At 69.8% G+C, this 18,414-nt stretch carries 19 protein-coding genes and 2 pseudogenes; 13 read left to right on the top strand and 8 right to left on the bottom strand.

All coding sequences use genetic code 11. The features are described from left to right. Positions 1–93: 93 nt before the first annotated feature. The gene (locus tag IG75_RS0100630) at positions 94–291 is read left to right on the top strand and encodes a hypothetical protein (RefSeq protein ID WP_030519143.1); all 198 of its coding nucleotides are present in this window, start codon (positions 94–96) and stop codon (positions 289–291) included. Positions 292–477: 186 nt separating this feature from the next. Continuing rightward, positions 478–1,350, top strand: coding sequence for an aldo/keto reductase family oxidoreductase (locus tag IG75_RS0100625; RefSeq protein WP_030519142.1), 873 nt, complete (start codon positions 478–480; stop codon positions 1,348–1,350). A 7-nt stretch (positions 1,351–1,357) separates the two neighbouring features. On the opposite strand, the gene IG75_RS0100620 is transcribed toward IG75_RS0100625, so the two are convergent. After that, entirely contained in the window at positions 1,358–2,377 is a 1,020-nt protein-coding gene (locus tag IG75_RS0100620) for a polysaccharide deacetylase family protein (protein WP_036512023.1), read from the bottom strand. A gap of 118 nt (positions 2,378–2,495) precedes the next feature. Between IG75_RS0100620 and IG75_RS0100615 the strand changes: the two genes are divergently transcribed. The 3 genes from IG75_RS0100615 to IG75_RS0100605 all read left to right on the top strand — a co-directional run bounded on the left by IG75_RS0100615 (position 2,496) and on the right by IG75_RS0100605 (position 6,734). Then, positions 2,496–4,088 (top strand): putative glycoside hydrolase, encoded by a 1,593-nt coding sequence (locus IG75_RS0100615; RefSeq protein WP_030519140.1) that lies wholly within the window; start codon positions 2,496–2,498, stop codon positions 4,086–4,088. A gap of 102 nt (positions 4,089–4,190) precedes the next feature. Continuing rightward, positions 4,191–5,966 (top strand): cutinase family protein, encoded by a 1,776-nt coding sequence (locus tag IG75_RS0100610; RefSeq protein ID WP_051714049.1) that lies wholly within the window; start codon positions 4,191–4,193, stop codon positions 5,964–5,966. A gap of 270 nt (positions 5,967–6,236) precedes the next feature. Continuing rightward, positions 6,237–6,734 carry a nucleoside deaminase gene (locus tag IG75_RS0100605; RefSeq protein WP_030519138.1) on the top strand — a complete coding sequence of 166 codons (498 nt, stop codon included), beginning with the start codon at positions 6,237–6,239 and terminating at the stop codon, positions 6,732–6,734. Between the two features lie 13 nt (positions 6,735–6,747). On the opposite strand, the gene IG75_RS0100600 is transcribed toward IG75_RS0100605, so the two are convergent. From IG75_RS0100600 to IG75_RS0100590, 3 genes are all read right to left on the bottom strand, one after another. Further along, entirely contained in the window at positions 6,748–7,392 is a 645-nt protein-coding gene (locus tag IG75_RS0100600; RefSeq protein WP_030519137.1) for a methyltransferase domain-containing protein, read from the bottom strand. Continuing rightward, positions 7,389–8,057, bottom strand: coding sequence for a TIGR04282 family arsenosugar biosynthesis glycosyltransferase (locus IG75_RS0100595; protein ID WP_030519136.1), 669 nt, complete (start codon positions 8,055–8,057; stop codon positions 7,389–7,391). The genes IG75_RS0100600 and IG75_RS0100595 overlap by 4 nt, the downstream gene beginning before the upstream one ends. Before the next feature lie 62 nt (positions 8,058–8,119). Further along, positions 8,120–8,791: a glycosyltransferase family 2 protein gene (locus IG75_RS0100590; RefSeq protein ID WP_030519135.1), complete on the bottom strand. Its 672-nt coding sequence runs from the start codon at positions 8,789–8,791 to the stop codon at positions 8,120–8,122. 114 nt (positions 8,792–8,905) lie between these two features. On the opposite strand from IG75_RS0100590, the gene IG75_RS0100585 reads away from it, so the two are divergent. The 5 genes and pseudogenes from IG75_RS0100585 to IG75_RS0100565 all read left to right on the top strand — a co-directional run. Further along, positions 8,906–10,312 carry a hypothetical protein gene (locus IG75_RS0100585; protein ID WP_030519134.1) on the top strand — a complete coding sequence of 469 codons (1,407 nt, stop codon included), beginning with the start codon at positions 8,906–8,908 and terminating at the stop codon, positions 10,310–10,312. A 7-nt stretch (positions 10,313–10,319) separates the two neighbouring features. Then, a complete protein-coding gene (locus tag IG75_RS0100580) occupies positions 10,320–11,069 on the top strand; it encodes a histidine kinase dimerization/phospho-acceptor domain-containing protein (protein ID WP_051714046.1) in 750 nt (249 codons plus the stop codon). A 4-nt stretch (positions 11,070–11,073) separates the two neighbouring features. Next, the gene (locus tag IG75_RS0100575) at positions 11,074–11,982 is read left to right on the top strand and encodes a polysaccharide deacetylase family protein (RefSeq protein WP_030519132.1); all 909 of its coding nucleotides are present in this window, start codon (positions 11,074–11,076) and stop codon (positions 11,980–11,982) included. A gap of 262 nt (positions 11,983–12,244) precedes the next feature. After that, positions 12,245–13,198 carry an oxygenase MpaB family protein gene (locus IG75_RS0100570; RefSeq protein WP_030519131.1) on the top strand — a complete coding sequence of 318 codons (954 nt, stop codon included), beginning with the start codon at positions 12,245–12,247 and terminating at the stop codon, positions 13,196–13,198. Positions 13,199–13,475: 277 nt separating this feature from the next. Next, a pseudogene (locus IG75_RS0100565) lies at positions 13,476–13,709 on the top strand (aminoglycoside phosphotransferase); the annotation flags it as partial. 62 nt (positions 13,710–13,771) lie between these two features. On the opposite strand, the gene IG75_RS40825 reads toward IG75_RS0100565, so the two are convergent. Continuing rightward, complete coding sequence (locus IG75_RS40825) at positions 13,772–14,143, bottom strand: nitroreductase family protein (RefSeq protein WP_245713143.1); 372 nt, start codon at positions 14,141–14,143, stop codon at positions 13,772–13,774. Positions 14,144–14,260: 117 nt separating this feature from the next. Here IG75_RS40825 and IG75_RS0100555 point away from each other — a divergent pair, with 117 nt between their 5' ends. Then, on the top strand, positions 14,261–14,701 hold the full coding sequence (locus tag IG75_RS0100555; RefSeq protein WP_030519129.1) for a hypothetical protein: 441 nt from the start codon (positions 14,261–14,263) through the stop codon (positions 14,699–14,701). Between the two features lie 76 nt (positions 14,702–14,777). On the opposite strand, the gene IG75_RS0100550 is transcribed toward IG75_RS0100555, so the two are convergent. Then, entirely contained in the window at positions 14,778–15,584 is an 807-nt protein-coding gene (locus IG75_RS0100550; RefSeq protein WP_030519128.1) for an SDR family NAD(P)-dependent oxidoreductase, read from the bottom strand. 191 nt (positions 15,585–15,775) lie between these two features. Here IG75_RS0100550 and IG75_RS0100540 point away from each other — a divergent pair, with 191 nt between their 5' ends. Continuing rightward, positions 15,776–16,564, top strand: a complete 789-nt coding sequence (locus IG75_RS0100540) for a GNAT family N-acetyltransferase (RefSeq protein WP_081876553.1) — start codon at positions 15,776–15,778, stop codon at positions 16,562–16,564. 66 nt (positions 16,565–16,630) lie between these two features. Next, positions 16,631–16,932, top strand: a pseudogene (locus IG75_RS35890) (DUF3703 domain-containing protein). Positions 16,933–16,952: 20 nt separating this feature from the next. On the opposite strand, the gene IG75_RS0100530 reads toward IG75_RS35890, so the two are convergent. Then, on the bottom strand, positions 16,953–17,363 hold the full coding sequence (locus IG75_RS0100530; RefSeq protein ID WP_030519126.1) for an arsenate reductase ArsC: 411 nt from the start codon (positions 17,361–17,363) through the stop codon (positions 16,953–16,955). A 16-nt stretch (positions 17,364–17,379) separates the two neighbouring features. Further along, positions 17,380–18,405 carry an ACR3 family arsenite efflux transporter gene (gene arsB, locus IG75_RS0100525; RefSeq protein WP_174561165.1) on the bottom strand — a complete coding sequence of 342 codons (1,026 nt, stop codon included), beginning with the start codon at positions 18,403–18,405 and terminating at the stop codon, positions 17,380–17,382. Between the last annotated feature and the right edge of the window lie 9 nt (positions 18,406–18,414).

The raw sequence follows: 18,414 nt of genomic DNA, 5'->3' as shown, positions 1-18,414 counted from the left end.
TGCGGACGATGTGCCACACCACGCGACCGGCGCACACTCGAATCCGCTGCGACGGCACCGCGGTCGAACCGGTCCGGAAGTCAGGAGACGGCGATGCGATACCAGTTCACCATCGACGGCGAACTCTCCGAACGCGCGCTGGCCGCCTTCCCTGAACTCGACGGCGACCGAGACCACGGCACCACGGTGCTGTCGGGCGCGGTCACCGATCCGACCGGGGTCCGCGCCGTCCTGGCCCGGATCGACAATCTCGGGCTCACCGTGCTGGAGATGCGCCGGCTCCCCGACTGAGGGGCCGACCGGAATCCGTCTTCGCCCGCGTCCCCCGGCGTCCTCGGTCGTCGGCACCGATCCCCTATCGCACCTGTAGGTGGCTTACGCACTTTCTGGTGCCTACTCCCCAAAAGGAAGTAGCTTTCCGATAATCATGCGGGGAGGCCGGAAGCGCCACCCCGCTACACGAGGAAAGGCACCACCGTGAACACACCCACCACCTCACTCCCCGGCGGTACCCGGGCTCTGGGCGACTCCACCGTCACCCGGTTCGGTTACGGCGCAATGCAACTCGCGGGGCCCTGGGTGATGGGACCGCCCGCCGACCACGACGAGGCCCTGGCCGTGCTGCGCGAGGCCGTCGACCTCGGCATCACCCATATCGACACCAGCGACGCCTATGGGCCGTACATCACCAACGAACTGATCCGCGAGGCACTGCACCCCTACCCGGAGTCGCTGTTCATCGCCACCAAGGTCGGCGCGAACCGGGACACCCGGGGCGGCTGGCCACCGGCACGGCGACCCGAGGACCTACGCAAGCAGGTGCAGGAAAACCTCCAGCGCCTCGGTGTCGAAGTGCTCGACCTGGTCAACCTGCGCATGGGCGACGCCGAAGGACCCCGGCCCGGGTCGCTCGCCGAAGCATTCGGAACACTCGTCGAACTCCAGCGAGAGGGCCTGATCCGTCACCTCGGGGTCAGCAACGTGACCGAGGAGCAGGTCGCCGAGGCACGGACCATCGCTCCGATCGTCTGCGTGCAGAACATGTACAACCTCGCCCACCGCCACGACGACGACCTCATCGACCACCTCGCCGCCGACAACATCGCCTACGTGCCGTTCTTCCCGCTCGGCGGCTTCACACCACTACAGTCGGAAACGCTCTCGAAGGTCGCCGCCCGACTGGGCGCCACACCGATGTCCGTCGCGCTGGCCTGGTTGCTGCAGCGCTCACCGAACCTCCTGCTCATCCCCGGCACCTCATCGACAGCGCATCTGCGCGAGAACATCACCAGCGCAGGGCTCGTCCTCTCCGATGACGACGTGGCCGAACTGAACAGCATCGGCCGCTGAACGACCCTCAGTACGGGGCGGCCCGCCCGGCCCAGCGCGGGGCGAGATCACCGGCCGCGGCACGGGGAAACGAGATCCGCTGCGGGTCGCCGTCGGAGGTGAAGCGTGACTCCGGATTCGCCGCGAGTTCGTCGAGCCAGTGGGCGGAATCGAACGGCACCCGCCCGAGACCGGACCGGATCCGCGGCACCGCGGCGGGGTCCACCGCGCCGAACGGGGAGGGGGCGGGGTTCGCCCCGACCAGCATCGCGGCCTCGAACCGGTAGCCGGTGCCGTCCCAGCTCCCGGCGAGAGCGAGAGCGGGGTCGGCCGGGGCCGAGCCCAGCGGCAGGGCCATGGTGCGCACCTCGGTGCCCGGGGCGGCGGCCCCGATCGCCCGCACATTCTGCGCCAGTTCCCGCTGCACACCCGCGGCATCCAGCGAGCCGAGGTCCGGGTGGGTCGCGGTGTGCGCGCCGATCTCGTAGCCGTGGCGGGCCAGCCACGGCAGGGCGCGTGGATCACCCCCGAAGGCATCGTCGGTGACGTAGAAAGTGGCCCGGGCGGGGAAGTCCGGATGCCGGGCCGCGAATTCCTCCAGGACGGCCACCGCGCAATCCGGAGCGGGCACGCCGTCGGCGGTGAATCGCAGCTGGCTGGTGGTGGAGTCGTCGAAGGTGAGCACCACGGGATGGGTCCCCGCCGGGATGTCCACTGTTCCCGCGGCGTACTGCGCGGCGGTGATCGGCCGGTATCCCTCCCGGTGGAGCCGGTCGAGTTCGGCGCGGAACTCGGCGGGCGTCTGGTCGTATTCGCCGGCCGGCCGCGGCGAGAGCTGGTGATACATCAGTATCGGGACCACACCGAGTTCGTCGGCGCCCACGGCCGCCGGGTCCGGCGGGGGTGGGGTGGTCACCGCCGGCGGCGCCGGGACCGCCGGGGTGGTCTGCGGCGGTTGCGCACCGGGTGTTCCCCCGCAGGCCGTGGCCGCCGCGCACACCACCGCCGCCACCACTGCCCGTACGACTGCTCCCGGGGACCGCACCATCGCCCGAATGTTACGTGCCGACAACGATTTACGTTCCGTCTCCGGGAAAGCGATTGAGCGGGGCGCGTTCTGTCCATATTGACGGGACAGTGTTCGTGGGAGTTGATGCGTTGTGCTCATGCGGTTCCGGGGCGCCGATCGTAAACGGTTGGTGGTCTCGGCCTTCGGTGTTGTCCTGGCGGTCGTGCTGGTCGCGGTCGGTGTCGGAGCCGGCCGGTCCCCGGCACCCGCGCTACCCCTGAGCGGCCTACCGCCGGGGCCGGTCGGTGCCGCCGCCCTGAAAGATCTGGTGCTGCGGGTGGATGCTGCCGGACACGACCCGCGGGCGGTGGAACTCGCTGTGGACGGCGGCGCGGTCACCGGCCGGGTGGAGGGCGAGACGGTGCTCTACCGCCCGGAGGGTCTGACCGACGGCGAGCACACCGTCACCGCGCGGATCCCGGCCGGTGGGGCGCTCGGGTGGTTACGCGACGAACCCACCGCGTCGGCGACCTTCACCGTCGACACCACCGCCCCGGCGCTGGACGTGACGCCACCGCCGGCCGTGGGCTCCTACCGGGACCCCGTCACGGTGCGCGGGCGGGCGCCCGACGCGGTGCACGTCTCGATCGGCACGCAGCAGGTCACTCCCGCACCCGACGGCAGCTTCGAGACCGAGCTGCCGCGTCATCCCTCCGGTGCCGCGGTGGTCGCCGTCGACGCGGCGGGTAATGAGACGAGCCGGCCGCTGGCCGCGGGGATCGAGCTGCCGCGGATGCGCGCGGTGCACGTCACCGCCCATGCCTGGTCGCACGACGGGATGCGTGAATCGGTGCTGGATATGGCCCGGCAGGGCCGGATCGATACGGTCCAGCTCGATATCAAGGACGAGGACGGCGTCGTCGGCTACGACTCGCAGGTCCCGCTGGCCCGCAGCACCGGCGCCGCCACCCCGATCTACCGGGCCCGCGACGCGCTGCGGCAGCTGCACGACATGGGGGTGCAGGTGGTCGGCCGGATCGTGGCCTTCCGAGACCCCACCCTGGCCGGCTGGGCCTGGCACAACAAGCGGCCCGACTGGGTGGTGCAGAACCCGGCCGGTCAACCCTATTCCAGCCACTACGGCGCCATCGCGTTCACCAATTTCGCCCATCCCGAGGTGCGTGCCTACAACATCGCGCTCGCCGTCGAGGCCGCCGAACTGGGCTTCGACGGAGTCATGTACGACTACGTCCGCCGGCCCGACGGCAGCCTCTCGAGTATGAAGTTCCCCGGGCTCACCGGACCGGCGACCCGCGCCGTCGCCGGATTCCTGGGGCAGGCCCGGGAACCGGTACACACCGCCGGCGCCCATCTCAGCGCGGCGGTCTACGGTATCGCCGCCTCCCGGCCCGACCAGATCGCCCAGGACATCCCGCTCATCGCGGAACAGGTGGATTTCGTGGCGCCGATGATCTACCCCTCGCACTGGAACACCGGGGAGTACGGAGTCGCCGATCCGAACAACCAGCCCTACGACATCGTGGCGGCCGCACTCCGCGACTTCCGGACCGCGACCTTGGGCACGAACGCGAAGGTGATCCCGTGGCTGCAGGATTTCAGCCTCGGGGCGGACTACGGAGATGCCCAGGTCAGAGCTCAGATCGACGCGACCTACCGGACCGGTATCGACAGTTTCTTCCTGTGGAATCCGTCGGTGTCCTATCACCAGGGGGCACTGGACCCGAAGTGAACCCGTAACGCCGCGCACCCGGGCCGCGACTTCTCCGGTGACGCAATGGCCCGTCGGGGGGCCTGTCCGTCCATTTACCAGTAGTCGAATGGAGCTCGGGACATGGCTTTCCGCAGTGATCACCTGGTGCGCGCCCGCACCTACCTGACGCAGCACCGACTCGCCGCGGCGATCGCGGCCCCCGCCACGCTCGGCGTGGTGGCGGCGGTGGCCGCGACCTACTCGGTGACCACACCGGCCCAGCAGGCCGAGACGCAGCTCAAGGCGTCGGTCACCGAATGCCACGATATGGTCACCATCTCGGTCGCCGGCCGCGGCGACACACCGGCCCAGGGCACCACGAAACTGCTGGTGGACGCCAACGGCAACCCGCTGCCCGCGGCGCTGTCCGGCGATCACAGCAGCGAATGGGTCGACCCGGTGGTCAACGCGCCCGCCGATGATGTGGACCCCGGCTCGTATGCCGCCGTCTACATCGCCTACCCCGCGAACATGGCCACCTACGAGGACGCCGTCACCACCGGTGTCGCCAACACCCAGCAGGTGATGCGGGAGATCGCGCAGGCCTGCCCGGACACCCGGTTCGCGATCGTGGGGTACAGCGAAGGCGCCGATGTGGTCCGGCGGGTGGCCATGGAGGTCGGGCACCAGGAGCAGCAGGACGGCGGCTATGCCATCGTCGATCCCGCCAAGGTCACCGGTGTGGTCATTCTCGCCGACTCCGGCCGCTCGGCGGGCGACGGCCCCTTCCCCGGCGCCCAGAACCCGAACGGCAACCCGGACAATTTCGATCAGCTCTACCAGAACGGCGGCAAACCCGTCCCCGGGCAGGGCGCGGTGGCCGGGACCAGCGGCGATTTCGGCGCGCTGAACGGCAAGATCGCCTCCTTCTGCTCCGACGGCGACCTCACCTGCGCGGCGCCGGACAATATCGCGCTGCTGCAACTGGTGGTCAATGTGGCGCGGCAGATGAACGTCGACGCCCTCGAACGCGAGGGCCTCAACCCTGCCACCGGCCAGGATGTCGCGGTGGTCCTCAGCCGGGTCGCGCTGCTGGCGCTGGCCGATATCCAGTCGCAGCCCAACTGGATGGCCAGTGACGAAACCTTCCTCGAGGTGCTGCTGCGGGTCTCGGATCCGGCCTACGAACCCGGCGCGCCGGCCGCACCCGGGACCCCCGCCGATTCCATCTCGACCGATCAGATGTCCCCGCTGGCCTATCTGCCGCAGAAGGTCCTCAACGAGATCGTGGGCCTGATCGTCACGAACCAGAACACGATCCCGGTGATCCTGTCCGACCCCTACCAGCTCACGCTCGGCCCCAACGCCACCGGTCACCACTTCGACTACTGGCGCGACGCCGACCCGGGGAACGGCAAAACACTGACCTCCGCCGAATACGCGGCGGCCTGGCTCACCCATCTGGCGAAGCAGGCGCAGGCCGGCGAACCGGTGGACACCGAGTCGGCCCCGACAGCCGCGGACCTCGACGACGCCTACCGGGCGGCAGCGGAGACCACGACCGAGCCCACGACCAGCGCGGCGGCGACCAGCACCACGGCCGCGCCGACGACCAGCGGGACCGCCCCGGTGACCACGCGACCGGCGACCGGTACCCCGACCACCACCGGCCCGGCCACCACCGGTTCCACGACCACGACCACGGCGCCGCCGACCACGGAAACCACCACCGAGCCGCCGGCCACCACGCCGGAGGCGACGGAGACCGGCACTGTCGTCGCCACCCGCGAAGCGACGACTCCGCCGGTGACGACCCGGCCCACGCCCCCGCAGGTCGCGGTGAACAGCAGCTCGGAAGCGCCCGTCCCGAGTACGACCCCGCAGGGGACCACCACCGCGGCCGTACCAGCGCCCTGATTCGTCGGCGCACCGGCCGGGCCCACGGTGGATGCCGTCCGGCACCGGACAGCCGGCCGTCACGATGCGCTGAACCGGGCAGGGACGTCGGCTCCGGACGACGGCCCACGGCCGGGCACGCTCCGGGCAGGTCGCCGTTCGGTGGTCGAGATATGCCGCACGGTCATCGGGCACAGTGCCCAGGCGGCCGAACGGATAGTGGTGGGCCGGATCCTGGTATCCGGCCCACCACCCCGGCCCTGGCCTGCCGTCATCGGCGAGGATGGGGCCATGACGATTTCCGCGCACGATCGGGAGCACCTGCGCCGCTGTGTCGAACTCGCCCGTGAGGCGCTGGCCGCCGGGGACGAGCCGTTCGGATCGCTCCTGGTCGCCGCCACCGGCGAGGTGCTGTTCGAGGACCGCAATCGCGTGGCCGGCGGTGACAACACCCGGCATCCGGAATTCGAGATCTGCCGCTGGGCGGCCACCCACCTCACCCCGGCCGACCGCGCGGCGGCCACGGTCTACACCTCGGGAGAACACTGCCCGATGTGTTCGGCCGCCCACGGCTGGGTCGGGCTCGGCCGCATCGTGTTCGCCACCTCGAGCGGTCGGCTCGCCGAATGGTTGCGCGAGTGGGGTGCTCCGGTGGCACCGGTGGCCGCTCTGCCGATCACGCAGGTAGCGCCCGGTGTGGTCGCCGAGGGTCCGGCGCCCGAGTTCGAGCCGGAGATGCGCGCTCTCTATCAGAGGTGCTTCGCCCCGGACGGGCCCGCCGCGCAGTGACCCGCCGTCGGGCTCAGCGGCGTGTGCCGCTGCGCAGCCAGGCGATATGACGTCCCGCGATATCGGCCGTGGTGAGCAGATCGAACCCGGTCTCCCCCGCCAGCCCGGCGGCGTGATCGATACCCGCCTCGGCCCAGGGAAACCAGTCCCCGGCCTCGGTGCGGGTTTCCAGCCGGATCTGCCGGACACCGATACCGGTGCCGGGACCGGAGAATTCGACAACGGCCAGGCCGCCCGGCCGGAGTAGGCCGTCGACACGACGCAGGACGCGATGCGGGTCGCCGCCGATACCGATGTTCCCGTCGGCCAGTAGCGCGTAGTGCCACCGGCCGTCGCCGGGCAGCGGCCCGAAGATATCGCGGGCCACGGCCGGGGCGCCCCGGTGGCGGGTGACCGCGACGGCGGTGGGCGAGATATCGACGCCGAGCGCGATCACACCGCGACGGCACAGGGCCTCCACCAACCGCCCCGGCCCGCAGCCCAGATCGACCGTCGGTCCGTCACAACACCCGACCAGGGCCGCGTCCACATGCCGGTCGGCGGCGGTGATCCGGGCACCGCCGAGCCAGCGGCGGGTCGGCAGCCGGGTGCGCGCGCCGTCGGTGGAGCGGATCCAGCAGTCGTGGCCGGTCAGGGCCGGATCGAAGCGGCCGATCACCGGGCGGCCCGCGTGGCGCCGAGTGCCGTCACCTCCGCGGCGAACCGCCCGGAACAGCCGGCGGCGACCCGCAGGGCGTCGGCGTAGTGGTCGACATCGGTGAGGGCGGGCAGCAACCCGACCCGATATCCGTGGGCGCCCAGGACGCCCCGAGTGCGGTCGCCGGTGGCCGCCGTGGACATGGGCACCTCCGCGAGCAGCCGGGCCGCCCGCGGATCGGACAGCCCCAGCCCCCACCAGCCGCCGTCGGTGGCGGGGCCCAGCAACGCGTCGGCCCCGGAGGCCAGGGTGCGGGCCGCGTGGGTGAGCACTCGCGGGCCGAGCTGGGGAGTGTCCATCCCGATCTGCAATACCGGCAGCCCCGCCCGCGCGGTATCGGCGTGAGCGTTGGCCAGCCGCACCGCGAAACCCGGGCCGCGCTGCGGAACCACCTCGAAATCGGCCAGGCTCCGCGCTATCTCGCCGCCGAACTCCGCGGCGTCCAGATCGCCGGTGAACGCGACCACCCGGTGGGCGACCGGGCAGGCGCGCACCGCGTCGAGGGTGTCCAGCAGTGCGGCGGCCGCCAACCGGGCGGCCTGCACCGGCGTCAGTGGCGGGGTCAGCCGGGTCTTGGCGTATCCGGCGACCGGCGCCTTGGCCACCACCAGCACTGCCACCGGCACCGGCGCGCCACCGGGGCGGCCGTCGCCGTCCGGTCCCGGAGCGGGCGACCCGGCGACCCGGTTCACCGCAGGACCGTCAGGAAATCACGGGTCGCCCGCAGTGATCCCCGTGCCGTCCCCGATATCTTCGACCGCCCACCGGCGCGCGCCCGGTAGCTGATATCGACCTCGCGCACATCCCACTGCGCCGCGGCGGCGCGGACGAGCAGTTCCAGGGGATACCCGAAGCGATCGTGCAATCGGCCCAGCGATTCCAGCCGCTCCCGGCCCGCGACCCGCATGGCGCCTATATCGTGCACCGGCAGTCCGTAGCGGCGGCGCAGCCGACCGGCGACGACACGGTTGCCGAGCCGGGTATGCCACGGCCAGACCCCGCCGCTCACCGGCCGGCGGCGGCCCACCGCGAGATCGGCGCCGGCGCGGATTTCGGCCACCAGCCGGGGTAGCTCCCCGGGGTCCATCGATCCGTCGCCGTCGAGGACGGCGACCAGTTCGGTGCGGGCCGCGGCGATACCGGCCTGTACCGCGGCCCCGTAACCGGGGCGCGGTTCGGTGATCACCCGGGCGCCGTATCCGATCGCGACGGCGGCGGTGTCGTCGGTCGACCCGTTGTCGACGACGATCGCCTGATATCCGGCGGGAAGCGCGGCCAGCACCGCCGGCAACGCCTCGGCTTCGTTGCGGCACGGGATCACCACGGTGACACCTGCCGGTTCGCGGTGCTCTGTCGGCATGGGTGCCACGCTAAGCCCACAGCGGCGGAAATCCGGTGACAAAACCATGACGTCGTGTCCGAATTTGCTGGTGAATGCGCTGCCACCGGGCCGGACCGGCCTAGGGTGGCCTCTGTGCCGGAGCTGATCGAGATCGCCGACCCCCGCACCCGGTTCCGGGGCGAGCTGCTCGGGGCGGTGGGCGCGGCGCTGTTGGTGGCGGCCGCGTTCACCGTTCCGCAACTGGCCGGCGAATCGTGGCGGCGCAGTCTGTTCGCCGCCGCCGCGCCCATTTTCGGCCACTGGTCGCCGCATATCGGCTGGGGCTCCCTCCCGGCACTGGCGCTGTCGGCGGCCGTGGTCGCCCGGGGCCCGGCACTGACCGACCGGCTCCCCTGGCGACGACTGCTCACCGTCGGTTATCTCACCGCGGTGGTATGGGCGTTCGCACTCGCCCTGGTGGACGGGTGGCGGCGGGGTTTCACCGCGCGGCTGGCCGACGGCCACGAATATCCGGCCGAGGTGCCCGGAGTCACCGATATCCCGGCGATGCTGGACTCGTTCGCCGGCCGGATCGTCGACGGACAACCGGATTCCTGGACCACGCACGTTTCCGGCCATCCGCCCGGCGCGCTGCTGTTCTTCGTTGTGCTAGACCGGATAGGCCTGGGTGGATCCACCTGGGCGGGGATCATCTGCGTCCTGGCGGGCTGCAGCGCGCCGATCGCGGTGGCGGTCGCGTTGCGCGCTCTGGGCGCCGAGGACCGGGCCCGCCGGGCATTGCCGTTTCTGGTGCTCGCGCCGGCGGCCATCTGGATCGCGGTATCCGCCGACGCTCTCTTCGCCGGGGTCACGGCGTGGGCCGTGGCGCTGCTGGCCGTCGCCGCGGGCGCGCGATCCGCCCACCTCGCCGGGAGCGACCGGCCGCCCGTTCCGGGACCCGATTCCCCCATGGCCCGCCGGACCGCGATACCGGCCGCTTCGGCGGCCGGAGTGCTGTTCGGCTTCGGGATCTACCTGAACTACGGCCTGATCCTGATGGGCCTGCTCGCCGTCGCGGTGCTGCTCGGCGCCCGCACGGTGCGGCCGCTGCTGCCCGCCGTGCTGGGCGCGCTGGTCGTGGTGGCCGGTTTCACGGCCGCCGGATTCTGGTGGCTCGACGGCTATCACCTGGTGGTCGAACGCTACTACCAGGGGATCGCCACCACTCGCCCGTTCGGGTACTGGTGGTGGGGCAATCTCGCCGCCACGGTCTGCGCGGTCGGGCTCGCGACGGCGGCGGCGCTCACCCGGGCACTGGCGCCGTCCCGGCTACGGACCCTCGATCCGGCCGCGCTGCTGGTCGCCGCCGCCGTCTGCGCTGTCGCCGCCGCCGACCTCAGCGGGTTGAGCAAGGCGGAGACCGAACGGATCTGGCTGCCGTTCGATATGTGGTTGCTCGCGGCGACGGCGTTCCTGCCGCGTGGGCACGTTCGCCCCTGGCTCGCCGTCCAGGCCACCGGGGCCCTGCTGCTGGTCCATCTGCTGCTGACGAATTGGTGAGGCATCCATGTGCATACTCGTGCTCGATGACCTGCCGGAGCTCATCGGCTACACACTGGCCTGCGCACTGCCGGTGGTGGCAGCGGGCGCCCTGGTGCTGCGCGCGCTCCGCGATCGTTCGCTCACCGCGAGTGCGGTGGTACTGGTGCTCCTCCCGACCCTGGCCGCGCTGGCCGGTATCACCGGGGCGAGCGGGCCGAGGGGCACCGCCGAGTTCGGGCGCATCTTCATCGTAGTGATGCTGGTCGGCGCGGTCACCGTACCGGCCGCGGTACTACTCGGCCGGGAATGTTCCCGGAAGAGGGCGCGGGAGGATCGGATTCGCGAACAAGCACATGCCGCCGAACAGTCGCGGCGCGCACTGGTGGCCTGGGTGAGCCACGATCTGCGGACCCCGCTCGGCGGGATCCGGGCCGTGACCGAGGCCCTCGACCACGGGGCGCCGGCCGACCCGGCCGATATCGCCCGGTACACCGAGCGCATCGGCCGGGAGACCCGGCGGCTGTCCCGGATGGTCGACGATCTGTGCGAGATATCGAAGAGTTCGTCGGGCGCCCCGCGGCTCGACCTCGAACCGCGGGACCTGCACGAACTCATCGACGAAATCTACGCCGCCCATCGCGCCGGAATCGGTTCCCCCGCGAGCAGGCCGGCCCCGCCACGGCCCGGCGCCGCCGCCGACCCCGTCCCGGGAGGCAACCTGCGGGTCCGGCCGGAGCCCTACGACGGCGTGGCACCGACCACCGGAAGGAATTGAACGGATGGACAGAAAGATTCAGGTGGCCCTCGGCATCGACGTCGATTCCTGCGCCGGCTGGCTCGGTTCCTACGGAGGCCAGGATTCGCCCAACGATATGCAACGGGGCGTGTTCGCCGGCGAGGTCGGTGTACCGCGCCTGCTGCGGCTGTTCGAGCGCCGCGGTATCCGGACCACCTGGTTCTGGCCCGGGCATTCCATCGAGACCTTTCCCGTGCAGGCACGCCGGTGTGTCGAGGCGGGACACGAGATCGGCGCCCACGGATACAGCCACGAAAACCCGCGGTCGCTCACCCCCGGGCAGGAACGCGATGTCATGTCCAGATGCGTGGAGCTCATCGGACAACTCAGTGGCCGCCGCCCGCTGGGCTATGTCGCGCCGTGGTGGGAGATGAGCGAGCACACCGCGTCCATCCTCGCCGATTACGGGTTCTCCTACGACCATTCGCAGAACTACAACGATTTCGTTCCCTTCTACGCCCGCGTCGGTGACACCTGGACGCCCATCGACACCTCCGGTCCGGCCGCGCACTGGATGAAACCGCTCGTGCACGGACACGAGATCGACCTGGTCGAGTTCTGCGGCAACTGGTACGTCGACGACCTGCCGCCGATGATGTTCATCAAGGCACATCCCAACTCGCACGGGTTCGTCGCGCCGCGCGCGATCGAGCAGATGTGGAACGACCAGTTCGACTGGGTGTACCGGGAACTGGACTACGCCGTCATCCCGGTCACTCTGCATCCCGACGTATCCGGGCGGCCACAGGTGCTGCTCGTGCTGGAACGCCTGCTGGACCGCTGGGCGGGCTTCGACGGCGTCGAGTTCGTCACGATGGCCGAGGCGGCGGCGGAATTCCGCGCGCGCTATCCGTTCGAGCGCCCGGACCGGCCCGAATGCGTCGGCCGGTGAACACCTCGGCCATGGGTCCGGTCGTCTGGAAGGAGACGGGGAGGCGCCGATCCGGAATTCGGGGCGATGATCGGTCGGGGAGTTCGCCGGCGACCCCCGCGGCCCCGGTGCCCGAGTCGCGGCAGTCCCCGGGCCGGCTCGTCGGCTCGCCGCCGCATCCGAGCGTGCTCGGCGGCCGCGGGCGTAGTACTGCGGGAACTGCGATGATAAAATTCAGCTGAAAATCATTTCTTCTTCCTGTCCGAGGTGACGAGGTGACGAAATGACGACCCACGCGACTGCGCACACCACCGAGGCCGCCGACCCCCGGGTCCGGCCCGAAGTGCTACGGGAGTTCCGCAAACATTCCGGCAGTGTGCTGGCCGGTGCTTTCGCCGGTGCCGCTTTCGACGAGGTGGCGCTGGCTCAGGTCGCCGCCGCGGTGGACCGGACCGGCCGATTCGAGGAGAACTTCACCGATCGCACCGTCCGCGGTGGTGCGTCCGCGATGATCGCGCTGTGGGGTGATTCCGACGACCGCCGGGCCGAATCGGAATGGCTGAAACTGCGGCATCGTGATGTGCGTGGTACCGGTTCGGCGGAATTCGGCGGGGTGGAATACAGTGCGCTGACTCCTCATACCTGGAAATGGGTCGCGGTCAGCGGAATCTTCGTGGTCCTCAATACCTTCACCTATTGCACCGGAACGGAATTGCGGCCGGAGGAGGAGGAAGCCGCTTATCAGCTGCTGCGCGGGACCTTCGTGGATCTCGAGCTGCCCAGCGCGGCCGGCAAGTTCCCCGCGGATCTGGCCGAGGCACGGGAATACTACGACACCATGGCGACCGGGGAACTGGCCGAGAATCCATTTCTGGTCGAGAAATTCGCGGCCCTGACCAAGTTGCCGTTGCCGACCTCGAGGTTGTCGCCGTTGGCCCGGCGGGCGCTGACCCCGCTGTGGCTGGTGATCCGGCCGGTGGTCGGGCATGTGATCCAGGTGTGTTCGTCCAAGGCCATGCATCCGGCGGTGCAGGAGCTGACCGGTTTCGAGCTGAAGCCGCGGCACGATCGGGAATTCGCGATCTGTGTGCGGCTGCTGCGGTGGGCATGGCACCACCTACCCGACCGGGTGCTGCTGCAACCGCTGGCCTACAACCGCTTCCAGTACGAGAAACTCGTGGATACCCTGCGCGGGTTCGGGCTGGATTCGTTCGCGATTCCCGAAGACCGGCGCTGAACGGGCGGGCGAAATCGTGACCACCGGATACCGCTATCGGTTTCCGGTGGACCGCATTCGGTGATGAGGGGGTCAGGCCGGTTCGCGGCCGAGAATCGCCCCCTACGTCGAAGGCCTCCGCCACAACCACGCCCTCTCCACTGCGCTGACCGGCATCACCGCCGCCCTGACCGGACTCCCCCACCTGAGCGCCGCGACCATCCTCGCCCCGGTCGGTATAGAACGCCATTTTCTTTATGCGAGAATGTCATTTTAGGTTTTCGGTAGAGGACGCTCGATGAACGCAGAAGTACTTGCCATACCCCAGGACTGGGACCAGATCACCCCCGCATGGATGACTGCCGCACTCGCGCGGTCCCATCCGGGCGCACAGGTCGAATCGGTGCAGGTACAACTCCGCGACGACGGCACCAACCGGCGTGCGCGGCTGGCGCTGACCTATGCCGCCGGCAGCGTCCCGGCCACGGTGTTCGTCAAAGCCGCCGACCCCGCGCACAAGGAACTGATCCGCTCCGGCGACCTCTGGCAACGCCCGGACATCGCGATCGCGCTGGCTCAACGCTATTCCGCGGCCTACGCCGACCTCGATACCGCCACCGCAATCGAGGCCCTCAACCGATAGCCGCCGGCGACCCGACGCGACGGCCGGGCCCGAACTGCTTCCTGAAGCGAGCAGCAAGACCACAGTCGGCAATGGCGATTCACTCCAGGAAGGTCACAGTCTCGGCGAGGGGGGCTCGGGGCAGGTAGGGGTGCATGACGGCGGGGTGGGCGAAGCCTACGGACATGCCACGGTTGTAGATTGCCGGCCGACGGAGCGCGAGCAGCCGCTGTCAGTACCCTGTCCAGCGCATCGCGCGCCACCGGCCGATCGGTGAATGCGCGAATGGATTGCCTGCTCGTTACCGCCTCGTAGACCTCCACGCCCCGATCGTATGGGGCCATCTCCGGCAGCACTCGCGATCTCTGGTAGTGCAATGGCGGTCGCCGCGAACAGGGGCGCGGGGTGCAGGCGCAGGCGTGGCGAAACGCTTCAGGTCTGTCGCTGCTTAGGATCTCGGCATGTCGTATGCGCTGTATGCCTGGGGGAACTTCATCGACGAGGTCGGCCTGGACCGGGATCCGGGGTGGCTCGCTCCGGCGCTGCTGCGCGGCGAGCGGGATGTGGTGAGCGACTTTCTGATGATCGGGGACACCGACACGTTGCGGGTGAACGGCCCGGGGACGATCTTCGAGGTCGACGGGGAGCTGGTCGACGGGCGCGATCTGATGGGGCGTGATCCGAGCAGCGCCGACTGGCGGGTGAAGCGGATCCTGGTGCGGACAGACGGGACCAGAGAGGACGCGCTGCGGATCATGGCGGTGGTAGAGGAGGACGGTGACTACGCGAGCGACGATGCGCCGGAGGAGAACCCGGTCGGCATCGGCGTGGTCGTGACCACCTGGGCGGACCAGCATGGTCAGTGGGATCTGGCCCTGGTTCGACTCGGCGCCACAGGGTAAGGATTTCCGCCGGCACCACCGCTACGTGGCGGGTGCGCCGGTCGTTTTCCGGAAGTTGGGTGTGTCGCCCCCGGTCTCAGACGGTCTTGCAGAGGCCCGCGTCGACGAGGACCGCCGACCCTGTGGTGCTCGCCGAGCGTGGCGAGGACAGCAGCACGATGGCGTCGGCGACTTCCTGCGGATCGATGAGCCGGCCGGTGGTCAGATGCATTGTCTCGGCCGCCTTCCGGTTCAACACCGTCTCGCGGTCGCTGCCGATCGCGGCGGCAAAGACATCGGCAGCCCCGCCCTCATCGGTCCACCACGGAGTGAGCACCGGCCCCGGCACCACCGTGTTGACTCGGATGCCGCGCGGCCCGAACTCCTCCGACAGCGCTTGGGTGAGGTTGCCTACAGCCGCTTTCGCGGCCCCGTAATCGACGTTGACTCCGCTGGCAACCAGGGCATGGGTCGAGGTGACGTTGACGATGGCGCCGCCGCCACGCTCGAGCAGCAATGGGATAGCGGCGCGTACCGCTCGCACGGCGGACATGAGGTTGAAATCCAGCATCGCGGCCCAGTCCGTGTCGGTGAGCTCGGTGAACGAGAAGCGCGGCAGGACCGCACCGGGCGGCGGACCGCCGACATTGTTGACGACTACATCGAGCCCGCCGAACACCCGCTCCGCCTCCGTGATCGCTTGCCCTGGCCCCTGCGGTGTCGCCAGATCGACGGCGACGTGGACCAGCCGCTCGTCCACCAGTTCGTCGAGCTCTGCGGTGCGGCGACGCGACGCGGCGACCACCAACGCACCCTCTGCTTTCAATGTCCGGGCCGTGGCGAGCCCGATGCCCTTCGATGCTCCGGTGACCACCGCGACCTTGTTCTGTAAACCGAGATCCATGCTCTACAGCCTTCCGTGCGCAGACGCATCAGCGCTGGCGGATTCCGGACGCCGCGTCGGCGGCCACCGGCATCGCGGCCGGCGTGCAGCGGACGCAGCGGCGGTATCGCAGGGTGCGAGAATTCGTGGCGGCTGCCGGCTGATCGACCTGGGTCAGCGACGAATACGACGAAATCGAATACTGTTCGCGTATGTTCCCCACCTGGCGAATCGCTGCTGCCAAAGCGGCATTTCAGCACTGGCCCGGGCGTTCCGCTCTTGGGCTGGTGGGATGGATCGCACTCCTCGGGTTTCCCGCAGCGGTCATCGGCGTCGCGGCAACGGTCGGCTTTATCTCTGCCGCACCAGAAGTCAGGTTCGGTATCTGGCTGCTGCTCGTGGTGGTCACCGTACTCGTCGCGGTGTGGCTCTGGGTGTGGCGCGTCAGCGAACTCGCCGACAAGGAGACCAGTGCACGCTATGACGTGGTGCGGGACATCGAAACCTCGCGGCTCACCCTGCGCCGACCGGCGCCGAAGGACGCAGTCCCGCTCGAGGCCACGATCGACGATGCGATGCTCGCCGGCAATGGTTGGACAGAACGAAATGGCCGGGCACTGATCAAGGCGGTCGGGCGCGGCCACCCGACTCCCGGGCTTCTGATGATCGAGTCGCGAGCAGACACAACCGTGATCGGTGGCGCGACCGTGCACCCCCGCGACGACCAGACGTCATCAGCGTCCATCGGTTGGTGGATCGGCCCCGGTCACCGGCGAGCCGGCTATGCGAGCGAAGCGGTGGCCGCCCTCGTCGACGCGATCCACGATGCCGGATACACCAGCGTAGAGATCGGCACGAACGAGTCGAATCTCGCGGTGCAGCGCATCTGCGACAAGATCGGCGCAACAGAAAAGGACCGGCGACCGCAGCCGTTGCCGGACGGATCGACCGTCCCCGGAATTTGGTATGAACACCACCGCGTGGTCACAGAACCAACGTGATCAAGCGCTCTGCCCGAGATTCCGCCTCGGATCTCGGCGGCCACCCGCTGCGCCTACCACCAGGAAATGCGCGCCGCCCGGACCGCAACCGATATCGGCCAGCGGTGGGCACACCTGGAACGCGCGCACATCCTGTCCCAACCGGACCCGTGGCTGCACACCGGCAACCACATCGCCATGTGCGCGCTCGCCATCGGCCGGCGCGACGGCCGCGAGGCGCTGGGGCAGGTCGTCCGGACCGTGGTCGCCGCTCCCGGATCGCCGGCCGGCCGCTATCCCGAGGCAATACCGGCCGTGCCCGTGTCGGCCTGCTCCAGCCGATGCCGATCCCACCGGACCTGGCACCCCTGCTGACCCCGGCCGCCTGAGCGCGACCGCCGCAGCACGACTACGTCCCCGCTATGCCCAGTTCGGCGAGCAATCCGCGGACTCGGTGCTCGATGTCATCGCGGATCCGGCGTACGGCCGTGATGTCGGCGCCGGCGGGGTCGTCGAGTTGCCAGTCCACATAACGGGTCCCGGGGAAATAGGGGCAGGTGTCCCCGCAGCCCATGGTGATCACCACGTCGGAGTCCTCGACGGTGTCGGCGGCCAGGACGGTCGGGGTTGCCCCGGTGATATCGATCCCGGTCTCGGCCATCGCCTCGATCGCGACGGGGTTGATCGTGTCGGCGGGGGCGGTGCCGGCGGAGCGGACTTGGACCCGGTTCCCGGCGAGATGGGTGAGGAACGCGGCGGCCATCTGGGAGCGTCCGGCGTTGTGGACACACACGAACAGCACGCTCGGAGTAGAGGACATCAGAGCAGGAGACCTTTCAGCCGACCGGCGCCGAGGCCTGGCGCCGGCGCAGAGCGAGGGACAGATAGACCAAGGCGAGCAGGGCCGGGACCTCGATCAGCGGGCCGACCACACCGGCCAAAGCCTGACCGGAAGTGGCGCCGTAGGTGGCGATCGCGACCGCGATAGCGAGCTCGAAATTGTTGCCCGCCGCTGTAAACGCCATCGTCGTGGTCCGCGCATACCCCAGCCGCAGGACCGCGCCGAGGGCGATACCGCCGCCCCACATGAGTGCGAAGTAGATCAGCAGCGGCACCGCGATCCGTACGACATCGAGTGGCCGGTCGGTGATCTGCTCGCCTTGCAGGGCGAACAGGATCACGATGGTGAACAACAGCCCGTAGAGCGCCCACGGCCCGAGCTTGGGGAGCAGCCGGGTTTCGTACCAGTCCCGGCCACGGATTTTCTCTCCGATCCGGCGGGTGAGATATCCGGCGGCCAGCGGGATCCCGAGGAACACCAGCACCGAAACCGCGATATCGACCGGTGAGGCCTCGATCGTGGTCTGCTCCAGCCCCAACCATCCGGGCAGCACGGACAGGTAGAACCAGCCCAGGACCGCGAACATGAGCACCTGGAACACCGAGTTGATCGCGACCAGAACCGCGGCGGCTTCCCGGTCCCCACAGGCGAGGTCGTTCCAGATGATGACCATCGCGATGCAGCGAGCGAGGCCGACGATTATCAGCCCGGTCCGATACTCGGGCAGGTCCGGTAGCAACAGCCAGGCCAGCGCGAACATCAGCGCGGGCCCGATCACCCAGTTCAACGCCAGCGAGCCCGCGAGCAGGCGCCGGTCGCCGGTGACTGCGTGCAGGCGGTCGTAGCGGACCTTGGCCAGCACCGGATACATCATGATCAACAGCCCCGCCGCGATCGGCAGCGATATCCCGTCCACCTCGACCACCGACAGGCCCTCACCCAGGCCGGGCACGAGCCGGCCGAGCGCCAGCCCCGCGGCCATCGCGACACCGATCCAGACCGGCAGCAGCCGGTCCAGCATCGGCAACCG

Origin of the sequence: Nocardia rhamnosiphila NBRC 108938 (genome assembly GCF_000720425.1) — a bacterium.
In the GTDB taxonomy this organism is placed as follows: Bacteria; Actinomycetota; Actinomycetes; order Mycobacteriales; family Mycobacteriaceae; genus Nocardia; species Nocardia rhamnosiphila.
The sequence above is the reverse complement of the archived record's forward strand: the minus strand, read 5'-3'. Positions and strand labels throughout refer to the sequence as shown.